Below are 16,044 nucleotides of genomic sequence, written 5' to 3'. Positions count from 1 at the left end.
GCACCGCCCGAAGAGCCTTTCCAGCCGGTCTACGCGGCCCTCTTGCGCGCACCCCTGCGCGGCCCCGAGCCGCCGCGGTGGCTGTCCGCCCGGAACCGGGCCGAGCTGCTGGCCGCGGCGGCGCAGGACGCGGTGTTCATGGACGCGCTGCGCGTGGCCAGCCCCTCCCTCGCCGAGCTGGTCGGCCTCACCTCCGACCTGCCGGCGGCCAGGCCGGAGGGGCAACTGCGCAAGGCCGCCGTGTCGGTGGTGCGCTACGACAGCCGTATCCGCACCAGAAGCACGCCGTTCGGGCTGTTCGCGGGCGTGGCTCCGGTGCGGGTCGGCGAGTCGGCGAAGGTCACCTGGCAGACGGCGCCCGTCAGCCGGACACAGGTCGACATCGACTGGCTGGCCGCTCTCGTACGGGAGTGGGAGACCGACCCCGAGCTGCTGCCGCACCTCGTGGTGCGCCCTCATGCGGGGGTGGTGACGCGCGGCCCGCGCCTGGTGGTCGTCGCGCCGTCCAACACCGCTCCGGGGCCCGGCGAGCGGCCCAAGGACGAAGTCTCGATTCGCCACACGGCTGCCGTGCGGGCCGCGCTCGACAGCGCGCGAGGCGGCGCCCTCGCCGGAGACGTCGTACGCGATCTGGAGCTCACGTTCCCGCAGGCACCCGCGGGTGCGGCACTGCGGGTGGTCCAGGCCCTGGTCCAGCAGGAGTTCCTGCTCACGGAGTTGCGTCCCGCCCTGGACGGGTCCGACGCCCTGGAGCAGGTCGTCGCCGCGCTCGAGCGCGCCGCGGAGAACTGCGCGGCGGCCCGCGCACCGCTTGCCGCCCTGCGGCCGGTCGCCACCGCTCGCGCCCGCTACGACGCGGCGCCCCTGGGCGAACGGCGATCCGCGCTGGCTGAACTCGACTCCCGCATGCGGGTGTTGAGGGCCACCGATCATCACCTGCACGTGGATCTGTCGCTGGGCGCGGACGTCCGGCTGCCCGCCGACGTCTTCGACGAGGCGGCGCGGGCGGCCGGTGTGCTCTGGCGCCTTTCGCCGCCCACTCCGGGGGCGCCCCAGATGCGCGCCTACCACTCGGCCTTCCTCGAACGGTACGGCGTCGACCGGACCGTCCCGCTCCCCGAACTCCTCGACGACACGCAGGGGTTGGGCGCCCCGGCCGGATACACCTGGCCGCGTCACTCCGCACGTCCCGACGCGCCCGCGGCGACCGGCCCCGCCTCCCCCACCGCCTCACGGGACCGCCACCTCGGCCGGCTCGCGGCGCGGGCGCTCCGCGAGGGCACCCGCGAAGTGGTCCTGGACGACGCGGCGATCGAGCAGTTGGTGCCGCGTCGGCTGAGCCCTCAACAGGTCCCGGATTCCTGCGAGTTCCACGTGCGGCTGATCGCCGCCTCGGCGGAGGAGATCTCCCGCGGGGCATACGTGCTCGCGGCCGGTACGTGGCCGGGGCCGCTGGAGGCCGGGGCGACGACGGGTCGGTTCGCGGGGCTTCTGGGCTCCCTGGCGCATGAGGTGTCCGCCGCCGCTTCCCCGCGCGCCGACATCGCCTCCGGCGCCGACATCACCCCGGACACCGACGCCGCCTCGGGCGCCGACATCGCCCCGGCCCTCACCGGAAGCGACCCGCACCCCGGCGCCGCACTGCCCCTCACCATCGCCTACCAGCCCCGCCTCAGCCGCGCCCGCAACGTCGCCAACTGCCCGCCCACCGCGGCGTACCGCCTCTCCCTGGGCGTCCCGCCCGACCCCGCGGCGACCGAACTCGGCCTCGACGAGATCGGGATCGGCGCCGACCTCGACGCGTTGTACGCGGTGCACCTGCCCTCGGGACGGCGCCTGCGGCCGCACGCCCACCACGCGCTGGACACCCAGGGGCAGGCTCCCAACGCGGCACGCCTGCTGTTCGACATCGGACGGTTCGAGCAGCACTTCCCGCGCCCGTGGGACTGGGGTCCCGTCAGGGATCTGCCGTACCTGCCACGTGTGCGCTACGGCAGGGCGATCCTCTCCCCCGCACGCTGGCGCCTGGACGAGCTGCACGAACTGGCCGTGTCCGGCCGCGTCGCGGCGCGGGAGAGCGGCGGCAAGGCCGAGGGAGCCGAAAGGCCCGAAGGGGCTGCAGGGGCTGTAGAGGTTGAAGGGAGCGAGAGGGCCGAAATGGCCGGAAGGAGCGACGACCGGGCCTGGCAGGAGGCCGTCGCCGCGTGGCGCCGTCGCTGGTCCGCGCCCCGGCACCTCGTCGTCGGCCAGTACGACCAACGGCTCCGGCTCGACCTGGAGTGCCCCCGGCATCTCGACGTGCTGCGCGACGAGGTCGCGAAACAGCCCGACCTGCTCGCCGAGGAGCTGCCCGGCGGCGGCGAACTGCCCGACGCGTGGCTGCGGGACGGCTCCGGTACGCCGCATCTGGCCGAGCTGGTCGTGCCGTTGCGCCGCGCACCCGCCCCGCCGGCGCATCGCCCGGTCACCGGAGCCGCGCACGTCGCCGAGGCCCCGCGCCGAACCCCCGAGACGCATCGCCGCCTGCGCCTTCCCGGCGAGGACTGGCTGTACGCGAAGCTCTACCTGCCCGCGCGGGCCACCGACGCGTTCCTGACCGAGCGCCTCGCCCCGTTCCTCGACGGCCTGACGGACCAGGAGCGCGCCGCCGTGGACCGGTGGTTCTTCGTGCGCTACCGCGACGAGGCCGACCATCTGCGGCTGCGCTTCCACGGCCCGCAGGACGCCCTGTGGCACACGTTCTTCCCGCGGCTGCGGGACGCCGTGCGGCAGTGGACGGACGAGGGCACCGTGGGCCGCTTCGCCCTCGACACGTACGACCCGGAGTGGGAGCGGTACGGAGGGCCGCGGGTGCAGCAGGCCGCGGAGCGCTACTTCTGCGCCGACAGCCGGGCGGCGCTCACCCTCCTGACCGTCGCCCGGCGCGGCAGGCCGGGACTCGACAGCACGGCGCTCGCCGCCGTCGCGGTGGCCTCGCTGACCCACGGCCTCACTCATCTGCCGCCTGCCGAGGGCGTGTCGAGGAGGTACGCGGAACCTTCGTCGATGGGAGCGGCCTGGCTGAACGGCCTCGCGAGCGCACGCGACGTCCCGGAGGGCTTCCGCGCCCGCCGCGCCGCCTGGCTGCGCCTGATCGACCCGGCGGGCGACTGGCCGGGGCTGCGGGAGGACGCCGAGGGGCGCGCGGTCGTGGCGGAGCTGCAGAAGTGCGCGGAGGCCTTGCGCGCGTACGAGGAACAGCTCGTCGCCCACGCCGGGCAGGACCTGGACTCCGCCTCGCTCGCCCACGCCGGGCAGAACCGAGACGCCGCCTCGCCCGCCCATGCGGGGCAGGGCCCTGAGATCGCCTCCCCCACCCACACCGCGCAGCACCCGGATACCTCCTGGCCCACCCATACCGGGCGGAACCGGGATACCTCCTGGCCCACCCACACCACACAGACCCCAGACACCACCTCGCCCACCCACACCGCACAGACCCCAGACGTCACCTCGCTCGCCCGTATCGTGCCGAGCCTGACGCACCTGGTCTGCAATCGCCTCCTCGGATACGACCGGGAAGGCGAACGCCACGCCCACGCCCTGGCCCGCGCCTGTGCCATGGCCCACGCCGACCGACGGAGGCACCAGCGATGAACGGCATCGAGCACGGCGCCGCCCCGCGGCCCGGCGCGGACGCGGCACCGGTTGTCTCCTCCGACACCGTCGAAGCCGCCGTCGAACGCGTGGCCCTCGCCCTCGCCGACCCGCGGCGCGTCACCACGTACGCCGCCGACTCCGCGGAGTGCCCGGGCGCCACGCGCGCGGACGCGCTGGAGGGCCATGCCGGAGTGGTGCTCTTCCTCGCCGAACTCGCCCGGCGCGACCGCTCCTGGCTGCGCGCCGCGCACGCCCATGTCTCGGCTGCCGCCCAGGCCCTCACGCAGGGAACAGTCTCCGTGGGCCTGCACATGGGGCCCGCCGCCGTCCTGGCCGCGGTCCAGGCCTGCGCACCGCACGGCGGCCACTATCCGAGCCTGCGCCGCCGTCTGGTCACGTACGTCGCCGACGAGCAGCGGCAGCGGGTGACGGCGGAACGTGCGGCGGCGGAACGTGAGGGCGGCGTGCGCTGGGCCGCGTACGACGCCATCGTCGGTGTGACCGGGACCGGCCGCCTCCTGCTCACCGCGTACACCGAGGGCTCCGCCGACGAACGCGCGGCGGCCGAGCCCGCGCTCCGCGACACGCTCGACTACCTCACCGCGCTGTCCCGGCCGGTGACGGCGCACGGGCGACAGGTTCCCGGCTGGTGGGTGCCGTCGCACCGTCTGGTGATGGACCGTGACCGCGAGACGTATCCACGGGGCGAGTTCAATCTCGGCCTGGCGCACGGGATCGCCGGTCCGCTGGCGCTGCTCGCGCTCTGCGCTCAGCACGGCGTCACGGTCCCCGGCCAGGACGGCGCCCTGCACCGGATCGGCAGTTGGCTCGCCGGGCGGGCCGAGACCGACGACTCGGGGCCGTACTGGCCGGCCCGCATCGCCTTCGACGAAGAGACCGGCGCGGCGACCAGGGCGGCAACGGGGAGCCGCGCCCCGGCATCCCCACCCCCACGCCCCAGCTGGTGCTACGGCACCCCCGGTATCGCCTCCGCACTCCACCGCGCGGGACAGGTCACGGGCACCGCCGCCTGGCAGCGCCTGGCCCTCACCTCGCTCCGCGCCCTCGCTCGGCGCGACCCCGGTCTCGACTCCCTGCCGAGCCCCGTCATCTGCCACGGACGGGCCGGGCTCCTTCAGGGCGCGTGGCGGCTGGGACGCACGGAGGGGGACACCGTCCTGCTCGGCCAGGCCAGCGCCGCGGGCACCCGTCTCCTCGAACTCGCGGACCCCGACGCCCCCTTCGGCTTCCCGCCCGCGGAGCAGCCGGTCGCGGGCGTCCTCCAGGGCGCCGCCGGGATCGCCGCGGCACTGCTGTCCCTCACGCCGGGAGCCGCAGAGCCCCACGCTCCGCACTGGGACAGAGTCCTGCTGCTGTCCTGAGCGATACGGCTGCCCTGAGCGATACGGCCGTCCTGGGCGATACGACTGTCCTGAGCGAATCCGCCCGCCCGAGCAACCTCACCTTCCCGGGCATCATCCGGAAGTGATCATTCAGTCACCCCAGGTAGGCAGAGTGTTCGGATATCGGACAGCCATCTCGACCCGTGAGCGGATTACCCAGACTTGCCCGCATGTCTCCGTCCAGCACCGCCCCTCCGAAGTCACCACCGGCCGCACCCGAGCCGGAGCTCTCCCAGGGACTCAAGCAGCGTCACCTGTCGATGATCGCCCTCGGCGGCGTCATCGGCGCCGGGCTCTTCGTCGGCTCCGGCGCGGGCATCGCCGCCGCCGGACCGTCCATCGTCCTCGCCTACACGGCCTCCGGCCTGCTGGTGATGCTGGTCATGCGGATGCTCGGCGAGATGTCGGCGGCCAACCCGGCCTCCGGCTCCTTCTCCGTGTACGCCGAGCGCGCGATCGGCCCGTGGGCGGGCTTCACCGCGGGCTGGTCGTACTGGTTCATGCTGTCCATGGGCGTCGGCCTGGAGGGCCTCGGCGCCGCGCACATCATGACGGGCTGGCTGCCCGCCACCCCCGAGTGGGCGTGGGTGGCGCTCTTCATGGCGGTGTTCTGCGGCGCCAACCTGGCGGCGGTGAAGAACTTCGGCGAGTTCGAGTTCTGGTTCGCCGCGTTGAAGGTCGGCGCCATCACCCTCTTCCTGGTCATCGGCGCGCTCGCCATCGTCGGCGTGCTGCCCGGCACGGACGCGCCCGGCACCGACAACCTCACCGGCCACGGCGGCTTCATGCCGCACGGCACGGAGGGCCTGATCATCGGCCTGCTGGCCTCGGTCCTCGCGTACGGCGGCCTGGAGACCGTCACCATCGCCGCCGCCGAGTCCGAGAACCCGGTCCAGGGCGTCGCCGGGGCCGTGCGCACGGCGATGTGGCGGATCGCGGTCTTCTACATCGGCTCGATGCTGGTGATCGTCATGCTCGTGCCGTGGGACGACGAGGAGGTCGTGGAGAAGGGCCCCTACGTCGCGACCCTCGACCAGCTGGGCATCCCGGGCGCGGGCCAGATCATGAACGTGGTCGTGCTCGTCGCGCTGCTGTCCGCGATGAACGCCAACGTCTACGGCTCCTCGCGCATGGCCCGCTCCCTGATCTCCCGTGGACAGGGCCCCGCCGCGCTCGGCCGCGTCGTCTCCGGAGTACCGCGCCGCGCGGTGATCGCCTCGTCCGCCTTCGGCTTCCTCTGCGTCCTGCTCAGCTACTGGCGCCCCGACGACATCTTCCAGTGGCTGCTGAACATGATCGGCGCGGTGATCCTCGTCGTCTGGATGTTCACCGCCGTCTCGCAGCTGATCCTGCGCCGCCGCACCGAGCGCGAGGAGCCCGGGAAGCTGGCGGTACGGATGTGGGCCTACCCGGTGCTGACCTGGGTGGCGCTGGCCGGCATGGCGGCCGTGCTCGTCCTGATGGCCCTGGAGCCCGGCACCCGCGGCCAGTTGGCGTGGACGGGCGGCCTGACCGTCTTCCTCATGGTGACCGGCTACGTACGCCAGCGCACGGCGTCCGCGTCCGCACGCCGCTGACTCACCGGGCCCTCGGCGCAGCGGTCTTCGCGGACTTCGCGGACTTCGCCGCTGCCGAGGGCCCCTATTGCTTGGGCACCAGCCCCGCCTCGTACGCGGTGATCGCCGCCTCCACCCGGTTGCGCGCCCCCAACTTGGCGAGGACCGCGCTGACATGCGCCTTCACGGTGCCTTCGACCAGGTGCAGCTTGGCACCGATCTCCGCGTTGGAGAGCCCCGCCCCGAGCGCGGCGAGCACGTCGCGTTCCCGCTCCGTCAGCCGGTCGAGCGGGCGGTGGGGCCGCGCCGCCCGCCGGGCACGCAGTCCCGAGATGACGCGGGCGGCGACCCGCGGCGACAGATAGGCCCCGCCCGACCCCACGGCCTGCACGCCGTTCAACAGCTCCCGCGGATCGTCCGCCTTGAGAAGGAATCCGCTGGCTCCGTCCTCCAGGGCGCGGCTGATGAAGTCGTCCTCGCCGAAGGTCGTCAGCATGATCACACCGGCCGACGGCTGTTCCCTGTGGATGCGCGCGGCCGCGGCCAGGCCGTCGAGGCCGGGCATCTGGATGTCCAGGAGGACCACGTCGGGGCGGTGACGGCGCGTCAGTGAGACGGCCTCCTCACCGTCCGCCGCCTCGGCGACCACTTCGGCGCGCGGATCCCTGGCCAGGATGGCGCGGATGCCGGCCCGGACCATCGTCTCGTCGTCCGCCACCAGGACGCGGACCGGCCTGCGGCCCGGTGCTGTCTGTTCCACGAGGTGAGCGTACGACGCGCGATCGGCCGCGCGGGAGGGTGCCCCAGGATGTGCGACCAGCGGCGGAGCCCTGACCCTGACGAAAGGAAGACGGCTCCTGACGAACGTCGCATGGGCCGCCGCGCCCGGCCCTCCTAGCGTCGATGCCGTACGGGAGAAGCACGAGCGGCACGAGAAGCACGAGCGCTCCGCGAAGCACGGCAGACGCCGAAGGAACCCATGTGATCACCCTCAGAGGGCTTACCAAGCGATACGGCGAGACCGTCGCCGTGGACGACCTGACGCTGGACATCGAGGAAGGCAAGGTGACCGGCTTCCTCGGCCCCAACGGGGCCGGCAAATCCACCACGATGCGCATGATCCTGGGCCTCGACCATCCCACGCGCGGCAAGGCACTCATCGACGGCAGGCCCTACGCCGCCCTGCGCCACCCGGTCCGCGAAGTGGGCGCGTTGCTCGACGCCAAGGCCCTGCACCCGGCGCGTTCGGCCCGCAGCCACCTCGTCGCGCAGGCGCGCAGCAACGGCATCCCGGTGCGCCGGGTGGACGAGGTCCTGGAGACGGTGGGCCTGGCCAAGGCCGCGCGACGCCGCGCCGGGACGTACTCGCTGGGCATGAGCCAGCGCCTCGGGGTGGCCGGCGCGCTGCTCGGTGATCCGCCGACCCTGATCCTGGACGAGCCCGTCAACGGTCTGGACCCCGACGGCGTGCGCTGGATGCGGCAGCTCGTGCGCGACCGGGCGGCCCAGGGACGGACGGTCCTCCTCTCCAGCCACCTGATGAGCGAGATGCAGCTGACCGCCGACCACCTCGTGGTCATCGGCAAGGGCAGGCTGCTGGCCGACACCTCCATGGCGGCCTTCCTCGCCGCCAGTTCCCAGGCATCCGTACGCGCCCGGGTGCCCGACCCCGAGGAGCTGTCCGTCCTGGTGAGCCGTCTCGCGGCGGACGGCGGCGTGCGGGTCGAGACGGTGGAGACGGCGGGAACGCCGGGAACCGCGAGGACAGCGGGAAGGGGCGGCGGGGCGGTCGGCGGCGAGATCCTCGTCAAGGGCAGGACCGCGGCCGAGGTCGGCGACCTCGCCCACCGCTGCGGCATCAGGCTGCACCACCTCACCGATGTACAGGTCTCGTTGGAGCAGGCCTACATGGAACTGACGGCTCACAGCGTGGAGTACGTGACGGGCGTGCGGGACACGGCGGAGACGGGGGCGGCACGATGACTGCTGACGTGTGGTCGGACGCGGCCGGACAGCACACCCGGAGTGGGGCAGTCCGCCGGTTCGCCGGTGCGGTCGCCGCGGAGTGGACCAAACTGTGGTCGGTCCGCGCGCCCTCCCTGTGCCTGCTGGTGGGCCTGGTGGCGACAGCCGTGTTCGCCTTCTACTACGGCTCGATCGCCCGCATCAACGAACACGCCGTCCAGCCTGTCGGCGACGCGGCGGTGTCCTCCACGGTCCTCATCCAGTTCGCCGTGGTCGTCCTGGCCACGGTCGCGGTCACCGGCGAGTACACGACCGGCAGCATGACGGCGTCCCTGCTGTGGGTGCCGGTTCGGCACCGGGTACAGCTGACCAAGGCGCTCGTCGCCGGCGTCGTGGCCTTCCTCTCCGGGGTGCTGTTCGCCGGGCTCGGCATGGCCGTGGCCTGGGGGCCGTTCGCCGGTCGCGCCTCGTTCGACGCGGGCACGGCGGCTCGGCAGACCCTGGGAGTCGGCCTCTACTACGCCCTCGTCGCAATCCTGACCGTGGGCGTCTCCTTCGCGACGCGGCACGCGGCCGGAGCGCTCACCGTGCTCTTCACACTGCTGTGGGCCCTGCCGAGCATGCTCATGGCCCTCGGCGGCCCGGTCCTGCTCGCCGTCAACGACTGGCTGCCGCACAGCGCGGGCGAGCACTTCATGCGGACCGGCGCCGACGCGCCCCACTCACCCGGCGTGGCCGTGCTGATCCTGCTGGCGTGGGTGCTCGCCGCCCACCTGACCGGCCTGTACGTGCTGCGCCGTCGCGACGCCTGACCGTCACGGGCTGGTGGACCGTGCCGTAGCGTCGGGCGGATGACGGCACACACGGCGATCACAGAGCAGGGGACCCGCAGGGCCATGTGGCGAATGCGCACACCGTTGAGGTCGGTTCTCGCCGACGTGGCCCTGTGGGCCGTCTTCTGCGCCGCGGGCGTCCTCTGGTACGCCAACCGTCCGGCGGCCGCCTCCACTTCGGCCGTGTTGGGCCTGGTGCTGCCCCTGCTCCTGCTGACCGCGGCGGTCCCTCTGTCCCGGCGCCGACCGGGGGCGGCGGTGTTCCTGGGCAACGCCTGCTGCGCCCTGGGCCTCGCCGACCCGGCAAGCCCCGCGAACGCCTACGTACTGGCCCTGGCCGGGCTGAGCTGCCTGCTGGGCGCGCGGGCGGCCACGGCCCGCACCCCGCTCCTCGTGCTCTCCGGCTGCCTGGCGTTCGACCTCGCGCTGTGCGCCGTACTGCAGGTCGGCGCGGTGTGGTGGTTCTACGCGACGACGGTGCTGCCCGCCGCTCTCCTTGTCCCGTGGCTCGCGGGACGCTACTGGCGCGGGCGGCGGGAACTGGTCCAAGGGGGCTGGCAGTTGGCCCGCACCCTTGAGGAACAGCAGCATCTGGTCGCGGAGCGGGCGAGGCTGACGGAACGCGCGGACATCGCCGCCGACATGCACGACTCGCTGGGCCACGTGCTGAGCCTGGTCGCGCTGCGCGCCGGGGCGCTGGAGCTCTCCCCCACACTCGCCCCGCAAGACCGTGACGACGTCGCCGAGTTGCGCGCGACGATATCCGACGCGGTCGACCAACTACGGGAGACCGTCGGTGTGTTGCGCGACGAGCCCCACGCCCCGGCGGGGCCGCGCGGCGCCGACACCGTCGAGGAGCTCCTGGGCCGCGCGGTCGCCTCCGGCGTCCCGGTGCGGTGGGAGCGCGAGGGCCCACCGCCCGTACTGTCCCCGCTGATCGAACGTGCCATGTACCGGGTGGTGCAGGAGGCCCTCACCAACGCCACCAAGCACGCCCCGGGCAGCACCGTACGCGTCACCATCACCCACGACGACGACCGCACCCACGTCAGGGTCGTCAACTCCCACCCGTCCAGGGGAGTGTCGTCCGACGCGGTGCCGGGCAACCGCGGACTGGCCGGGCTGCGGGAGCGGGTCACCGTCCTCGGCGGCACCCTGCGGACCGGTCCGTTCGAGGGTGGTTTCCAGGTCTGCGCCACGTTGCCGCATCGCACGACGGCGCACCGGCACAGGCCCGCGACGCCGGAGGCCGCCGAGGCGCAGCCCGAATCGGCGCGCAGACTCGCCCACATGAGGCGCAGCACCCGGCGGCGCTTCGCCACCGTCTTCGCGCTTCCCGCGGGTGCGGCGCTGTTCTTCCTGCCCGCCGCCGCGTACATGGCCTTCCTGCTGGCCACCAGTGTGCTGCCGCCCTCCCACTACGAAAAGTTGCGCGTCGGCAGCCCCCGCGCGGAGATCGCCCACCTCCTGCCGTCGCGCCCGTACCCCTATCCTCCTGAGGGCGCACGCTCCGCACCGCAACCGCCGGGAACCACATGCGAGTTCTACCGCTCGAACGTCAACTTCCTGGACCAGGTCGACCTCTACCGTCTGTGTTTCTCCGGGTCCAGGCTGGCCGCCAAGGACACCCTGGAGGGCAAGCCACGGTAGGGACCGGCCCGCGCGGGCGCGGCTACGCTTTCGATCTCGTACTCAACACGCGTTCGAGGGGCCGGTGCCGCCCGGTCGCCGCGCCCCGACAGGAGAGGACGACACCAGACCATGACCAGCGACCGACACGGCCATCGGCTGACCGACACCGGCGACGAGGCCGCCGCCCACCTCGAACAGGCCGTGGACCACCTGTTGTTCTTCCGCCCCGAGGTCGAGAGTTCGATCGCGGCGGCCCTCAAGGCAGCACCCCGCTCCCCGATCGCCCAGGCCTTCTCGGCCTACCTCGCCCTGCTCGGCACGGAACCGTCGGAGGCCGACGCCGCCCGTACGCGGTTTCTGCGCTACCGCTCCGACGTCGACGTCACGGCGCTTCCGGCCCGCGAGCGCGGTCACATGGAAGCCGCCCAGGCCTGGCTCGACGGCGACATGCACCGGGCGGGCCTGCTCCTCGCCGACCTCACGGTGGCCCACCCGCACGACACGCTCGCCCTGGCGGTCGGCCACCAGATCGACTTCTTCACCGGGGACGCCGTCAGCCTCCGCGACCGCATCGGCGCCGCCCTGGCCACGTGGGACGCCCACGATCCGCACTACGGACCGCTGTTGGGGATGTACGCGTTCGGGCTCGAGGAAGCCGGTCACTACGACCGCTCCGAGGAGATCGGCCTGCGGGCGGTGGAGACCAACGCCCGCGACGTATGGGGCATCCATGCCACCGTCCACACCTACGAGATGCAGGGCCGCTTCGCCGAAGGCATCCGCTATCTCAACGCCCGCACCGACGACTGGACGAGCGGCAACTACCTCACGGTCCACAACTGGTGGCATTACGCCCTGTTCGCCCTGGAGGCCGACGCGACCGAGCGGGCCGAGCAGGTCTACGACGCCGCCATCCGCCCGGCCGGGTCCTGCGGCACGGTGATGGAACTGCTCGACGCGTCCGCCCTGTTGTGGCGTTTCCTGCTGGCCGGGATCGACCAAGGGCCGCGCTGGGAGAGCCTGGCCGCGGCCTGGGAGGCACGCGACGACCCGTCCTTCTACGCCTTCAACGACGTCCACGCCGTCATGGCTTATGCCGGCGCGGGGCGCGTGGCGGACGCCGAGGCCCTCATCCGCGACCGCCACGAATGGCTCGACCGGCCCGAGAACCGTCGGCGCAGCAACCACGCCATGGCCGCCGACATCGGCGTCCCGGTGTCCCGGGCCCTCGTGGCGTACGTACGCGAGGACTACCGGAGCGTCGTGGACCTGCTGCTCCCCATCCGGCGCCGTCTGTCGGGCTTCGGCGGCAGCCACGCCCAGCGCGACGCGCTCCAGAAGACCCTCGTCGAGGCGGCTCTGCGCGCGGGCGCCCACGACATCGCGGGCGCGCTGCTCAGCGAACGCCTGTCGCTGCGCCCGAACAGCACCTACAACCTGCTGGGCCGCGCCCGGCTGTCCGACCGGCTCGGTGACGCCGACGGAGCGGCCGCCGCGCGCCGCACGGCACAGCAGTACGCGGCAGCGGCCGCCCCTCTGCTCTGACCCCTGCCGCCCTCGTGGGCCGCGCCACCCGTTCTCCGTGGTGGCGCTGGACGGCGGTGCGCTGGTCGGCACCGCGACGCTGTGGGGCATCGACAACCACAACCGGTCCGCGCACATCGGCCTCGGCCTGGGTGATGGGCGAGTTCCTGGACGAGGTGATGCTCGGTCTCCTCGTCCAGGACTGGACGCCCGACGCGACGGCCTAGGCTTCCGCCGCCCGCAGGGTGCGGTCCAGGAGGGGCAGCAGACGGTCCCAATGGCGCTGCAGCCCGGCGGGGTCGAAGGCGTCGGTGTCCGCCATCGTGAAGCCGTGGACGGTGTCGGGGTAGATCTCCGTGGTGTAGCCCACGCCCGCGGCGTCCAGGGCCTTGTTGAGCTCGTCGAGCGCCTCGGGCGTCAAGTCCCCCTCGGCCAGGCCCAGATGGACCTCCGCCGTGAGCTCGGGGAGGCGGCGGTGCGGGCTGTCCGCCGCGTCGGTCACCAGGAAGCCGGGGTGGAATCCGGCGAGGGCGGCCACCCGGCCGGGGTGGGCCGTCGCCGTGCGCATCGCCAGGGCGGCGCCCAGGCAGTAGCCCATCGCGGCGACCGGTCCCGCGCCGACCTCGGGCTGGGCGGTGAGAAAGCTGAGGTAGGCGTCGGCGTCGCTCAGGACGCGCTCGGTGGTGTGCTCCTCGATCAGGGGCATCACCTGCGCGAAGACCGCGGGCCTGGCCTCTTCGCCTATGTGCTCGGGGAGTTCGAGCACCGGTGCGGGACCGTGCCGGTAGTAGAGGTTGGGGACGAGCACGTAATACCCGTGCCCGGCCAGTTCGCGGGCCATCCGCTTCAGCACCGGCCGCAGGCCGAAGGCGTCCGGGTACAGCAGCACTCCCGGGTGCCGCTCGCCGCTGTCGGGGAAGGCGGCGAAGGCGTCGGCCCGGCCGTCCGTGGTGGGAATCTGCAGCGTCGTGGTGGAGGTGGAAATGGTGGCTCTGCCTTCCTCGGGCCGGTGCCTGCGTACGGCCCTGTCGAGAGTCGTGGTCGGCCGGGGATCGCCCCGGCGATGACCTACGAGAACAATGATCGCCTGGAGACTTGTTCCCGGGAACGTGCTTTCGCGCCGACAATTCCCGGGCGGCACAGGACCGGTCAGGATTCGAGAAGCGCCTGCGGCCGGCCCGCGCCTACGCTGCTTCCATGAAGACAAAGTTGCAGGTCAGCACCATCATGCTCGGTGTCGCGGACGTGGCCCGCGCCAAGAAGTTCTACGTCGACGGCCTCGGCTGCGAGGTCGAACAGGACTTCGGCGGCTTCGTCCGGTGCCGCCTGGGCGAGGGATCCTCGCCGCTGGCGCTCTACGAGTGGGACGCCGCGGCACAGGACGCCGGTGTCCCCGCGGAGGGCTCCGGGTTCCGCGGCTCCTCCTTCCACTGCGTCACCGACTCCAGGGAGGCGGTGGACGAGGTCATGCGCACCGCACAGGCCGCGGGCGGCACCGTGGTCAAGGAGGCGGCCGCAGCGGACTGGGGCGGCTACTTCGGCTACTTCAGCGATCCCGACGGCCATCTGTGGAAGGTCGCCACCGCCTCCTGACGGCGGGTCCGTTCGCCCCTGACGACAGCTCCGTTCGCCTCCTGACGACGGGCCCGTTCACCTCCCGACGTCCTCGTCGGCGGGGCGCGCGGGCCCGAGCCGGAGTTCGAGCATCGCCGCGAAGCGGGCGTCGGGGTCCCGCAGGTCCAGGCGCGCGAGGGCCGCCGCCCGGCGCAGGCGGTAGCGGAAGGTGTTGGGGTGGACGTCCATGGCCGCCGCGGCGTTGAGGGTGTTGCCGAGGTGGTCGAGCCAGTGCGCCACGGTGTCCGTCATGGCGGTTCCGTGCGCGCGGTCGTGACGGCGCAGCCGGGCGACGGGACCGTCCAGCAGACCGCCCTCCTCGCGCACGCGGTCCCCGGTCTCCAGGAGGAGCGCGTCGACCTGGACGTCGGCGAACAGCGCGACCCGGCGGTCCGGTTGCCGGCGCAGGACGCGGAGGGTTCTGTCCGCGTCCTGCCGCGAGCGGGCGAGGGCGGCCGGATCGGACGACGGGACGGCACGGCCGATGCCGATGACCACTTCCCCGGGACCGACGGACCGTGTCCGGTCCAGGAAGTCGTTCGCCACCCGGCGTGCGAGGTCGGTGGCGTCTCCCTGTGTCTTCCGCGCCGGCGCCGGGATGATCGCGCAGCACTCGTCGCCGACCAGTGCGGCGACCGCTCCGGGGGCCGCGACCGACAGGTGGAACGCGAAGGCCTCGGTGGCCCGTTCGAGGACCTGGCGCCGCGACTGTCCGGCGGCGGCCGCCGGGTCGCCCGCGTCCCCACCGGCCGGGGACAGGGCGACCACGGTCACCGTCCGGTTCGTGAGCCGCAGCCGCTCGATCGCGCCCGAGGCCGCGCGCCCCTCGCCCAGCGCGGTCGCGACGAGGTCCGCGCGCATCTGCCGTTCGATGTCCACACCGATGCGCTGGCGCAGCAGATGCAGCGCGACGACCTTCGCGGCGTCGACGAGCACGCGCTCCTTCTCCTCGCTCAGGGGCTCGGCCACCGCCGCCCAGATCGAGCCGAGCACCTGGTCCCCCGCGCGGATCGCCATGGCCACGCGCGGCAGCCCCGGCGCGCCCTCGATCTGCGGTGTGTCGATGAAGAGGGGTTTCTCGCTGGCGTAGAGCCGCTTGAAGACGCCCGCCCGCTCCTGCGCGCGGCGGGCGTGCCGGGGGACGCCCCGGCCGAGGATCGTCTCGACGCGCGTTTGGTCGGTCTCGCTCTGCCGGTCGGAGAACGCGAGGATCTGCGAGTCGCGGTCCTCGATCGTGATCGGCGCGTCGAGCAGCGCCCCGATCGCGTTGGCCAGGGCGAACGCGTCCTCCACGGGCATCCCGGTCGGCAGTTCCCCGCCGCTCGCGCCGGTGGAGAGCAGCGAGCGGAGCAGCACGACCAACTGTGCCCAGGTCGCGCCGCCCGCGAGGCCGAGCAGGACGACACCGCTGCGCTCGACGCGCTCGCGCAGTTCCCGGTCGAGGTCGAGCGGTGCGCGTACGACGAGGGCGGGCGCCCGGCAGGCGACCGCGCGGTCGAGCAGCGCCGGCAGGTCACGGGCATCGGCGGTGGTGCACAGGAGCAGGGCGCCGGGGCGGCCGGGCGCCTGCTCGCGGGGGTCGTCGATGACGACGTCGGTGATCGGCGCCGTCGGGTCGACGGTGCCCGCGAGGACCTCGAGCAGGGTCCCGGCGAAGGTGCTCACCACGTTGTCGAGCCTGGCTCCGGGAGCTCCGGCGGCTCCGGGGCTGGTCGTCATCGGCACCGTCCAGTCGTTCTCACTGCCCGGCACTCTACTTCCGTTCGTGAATCGGCACCGAATCAAGCCGGGCGATTGGTGAAACGGCACGATGCCCTGCCGGACGGTGCGTCACAGACTGGAGCACACCGCGTATCCGTACGCGCGTCTCGTGTCCGC

At 73.2% G+C, this 16,044-nt stretch carries 11 protein-coding genes; 8 read left to right on the top strand and 3 right to left on the bottom strand.

The window, feature by feature from the left end:
* The first annotated feature begins 42 nt into the window (after nt 1-42).
* The 3 genes from ACZ4D5_RS33010 to ACZ4D5_RS33000 all read left to right on the top strand — a co-directional run bounded on the left by ACZ4D5_RS33010 (nt 43) and on the right by ACZ4D5_RS33000 (nt 6,619).
* Entirely contained in the window at nt 43-3,636 is a 3,594-nt protein-coding gene (locus ACZ4D5_RS33010; protein WP_467776144.1) for a lantibiotic dehydratase, read from the top strand.
* On the top strand, nt 3,633-5,021 hold the full coding sequence (locus tag ACZ4D5_RS33005) for a lanthionine synthetase C family protein (protein WP_467776143.1): 1,389 nt from the start codon (nt 3,633-3,635) through the stop codon (nt 5,019-5,021). Before ACZ4D5_RS33010 ends, ACZ4D5_RS33005 begins: the two co-directional genes overlap by 4 nt.
* 191 nt (nt 5,022-5,212) lie before the next feature.
* Nucleotides 5,213-6,619, top strand: a complete 1,407-nt coding sequence (locus ACZ4D5_RS33000; RefSeq protein WP_467776142.1) for an amino acid permease — start codon at nt 5,213-5,215, stop codon at nt 6,617-6,619.
* A 64-nt stretch (nt 6,620-6,683) separates the two neighbouring features.
* Here the strand turns inward: ACZ4D5_RS33000 and ACZ4D5_RS32995 are convergent, their stop codons facing one another.
* Complete coding sequence (locus ACZ4D5_RS32995; protein ID WP_467776141.1) at nt 6,684-7,358, bottom strand: response regulator; 675 nt, start codon at nt 7,356-7,358, stop codon at nt 6,684-6,686.
* 221 nt (nt 7,359-7,579) lie between these two features.
* Between ACZ4D5_RS32995 and ACZ4D5_RS32990 the strand changes: the two genes are divergently transcribed.
* From ACZ4D5_RS32990 to ACZ4D5_RS32975, 4 genes are all read left to right on the top strand, one after another.
* Nucleotides 7,580-8,581, top strand: a complete 1,002-nt coding sequence (locus ACZ4D5_RS32990; RefSeq protein ID WP_467776140.1) for an ABC transporter ATP-binding protein — start codon at nt 7,580-7,582, stop codon at nt 8,579-8,581.
* Entirely contained in the window at nt 8,578-9,375 is a 798-nt protein-coding gene (locus tag ACZ4D5_RS32985) for an ABC transporter permease (protein WP_467776139.1), read from the top strand. Before ACZ4D5_RS32990 ends, ACZ4D5_RS32985 begins: the two co-directional genes overlap by 4 nt.
* A 39-nt stretch (nt 9,376-9,414) precedes the next feature.
* A complete protein-coding gene (locus ACZ4D5_RS32980; protein ID WP_467776138.1) occupies nt 9,415-11,046 on the top strand; it encodes a sensor histidine kinase in 1,632 nt (543 codons plus the stop codon).
* 111 nt (nt 11,047-11,157) lie between these two features.
* Nucleotides 11,158-12,573, top strand: coding sequence for a tetratricopeptide repeat protein (locus ACZ4D5_RS32975; protein ID WP_467776137.1), 1,416 nt, complete (start codon nt 11,158-11,160; stop codon nt 12,571-12,573).
* A 202-nt stretch (nt 12,574-12,775) separates the two neighbouring features.
* On the opposite strand, the gene ACZ4D5_RS32970 is transcribed toward ACZ4D5_RS32975, so the two are convergent.
* Entirely contained in the window at nt 12,776-13,537 is a 762-nt protein-coding gene (locus ACZ4D5_RS32970) for a dienelactone hydrolase family protein (protein WP_467776375.1), read from the bottom strand.
* A 212-nt stretch (nt 13,538-13,749) separates the two neighbouring features.
* Between ACZ4D5_RS32970 and ACZ4D5_RS32965 the strand changes: the two genes are divergently transcribed.
* Nucleotides 13,750-14,145: a VOC family protein gene (locus ACZ4D5_RS32965; protein WP_467776136.1), complete on the top strand. Its 396-nt coding sequence runs from the start codon at nt 13,750-13,752 to the stop codon at nt 14,143-14,145.
* Nucleotides 14,146-14,202: 57 nt separating this feature from the next.
* Here ACZ4D5_RS32965 and ACZ4D5_RS32960 read toward each other — a convergent pair whose 3' ends face one another.
* Nucleotides 14,203-15,918, bottom strand: coding sequence for a PucR family transcriptional regulator (locus ACZ4D5_RS32960; RefSeq protein WP_467776135.1), 1,716 nt, complete (start codon nt 15,916-15,918; stop codon nt 14,203-14,205).
* Nucleotides 15,919-16,044 lie beyond the last annotated feature (126 nt).

This window comes from Streptomyces sp. NPDC025651 (genome assembly GCF_055558735.1).
Note: the sequence above shows the minus strand (reverse complement) of the source record. Positions and strands in the feature narration are given on the sequence as shown.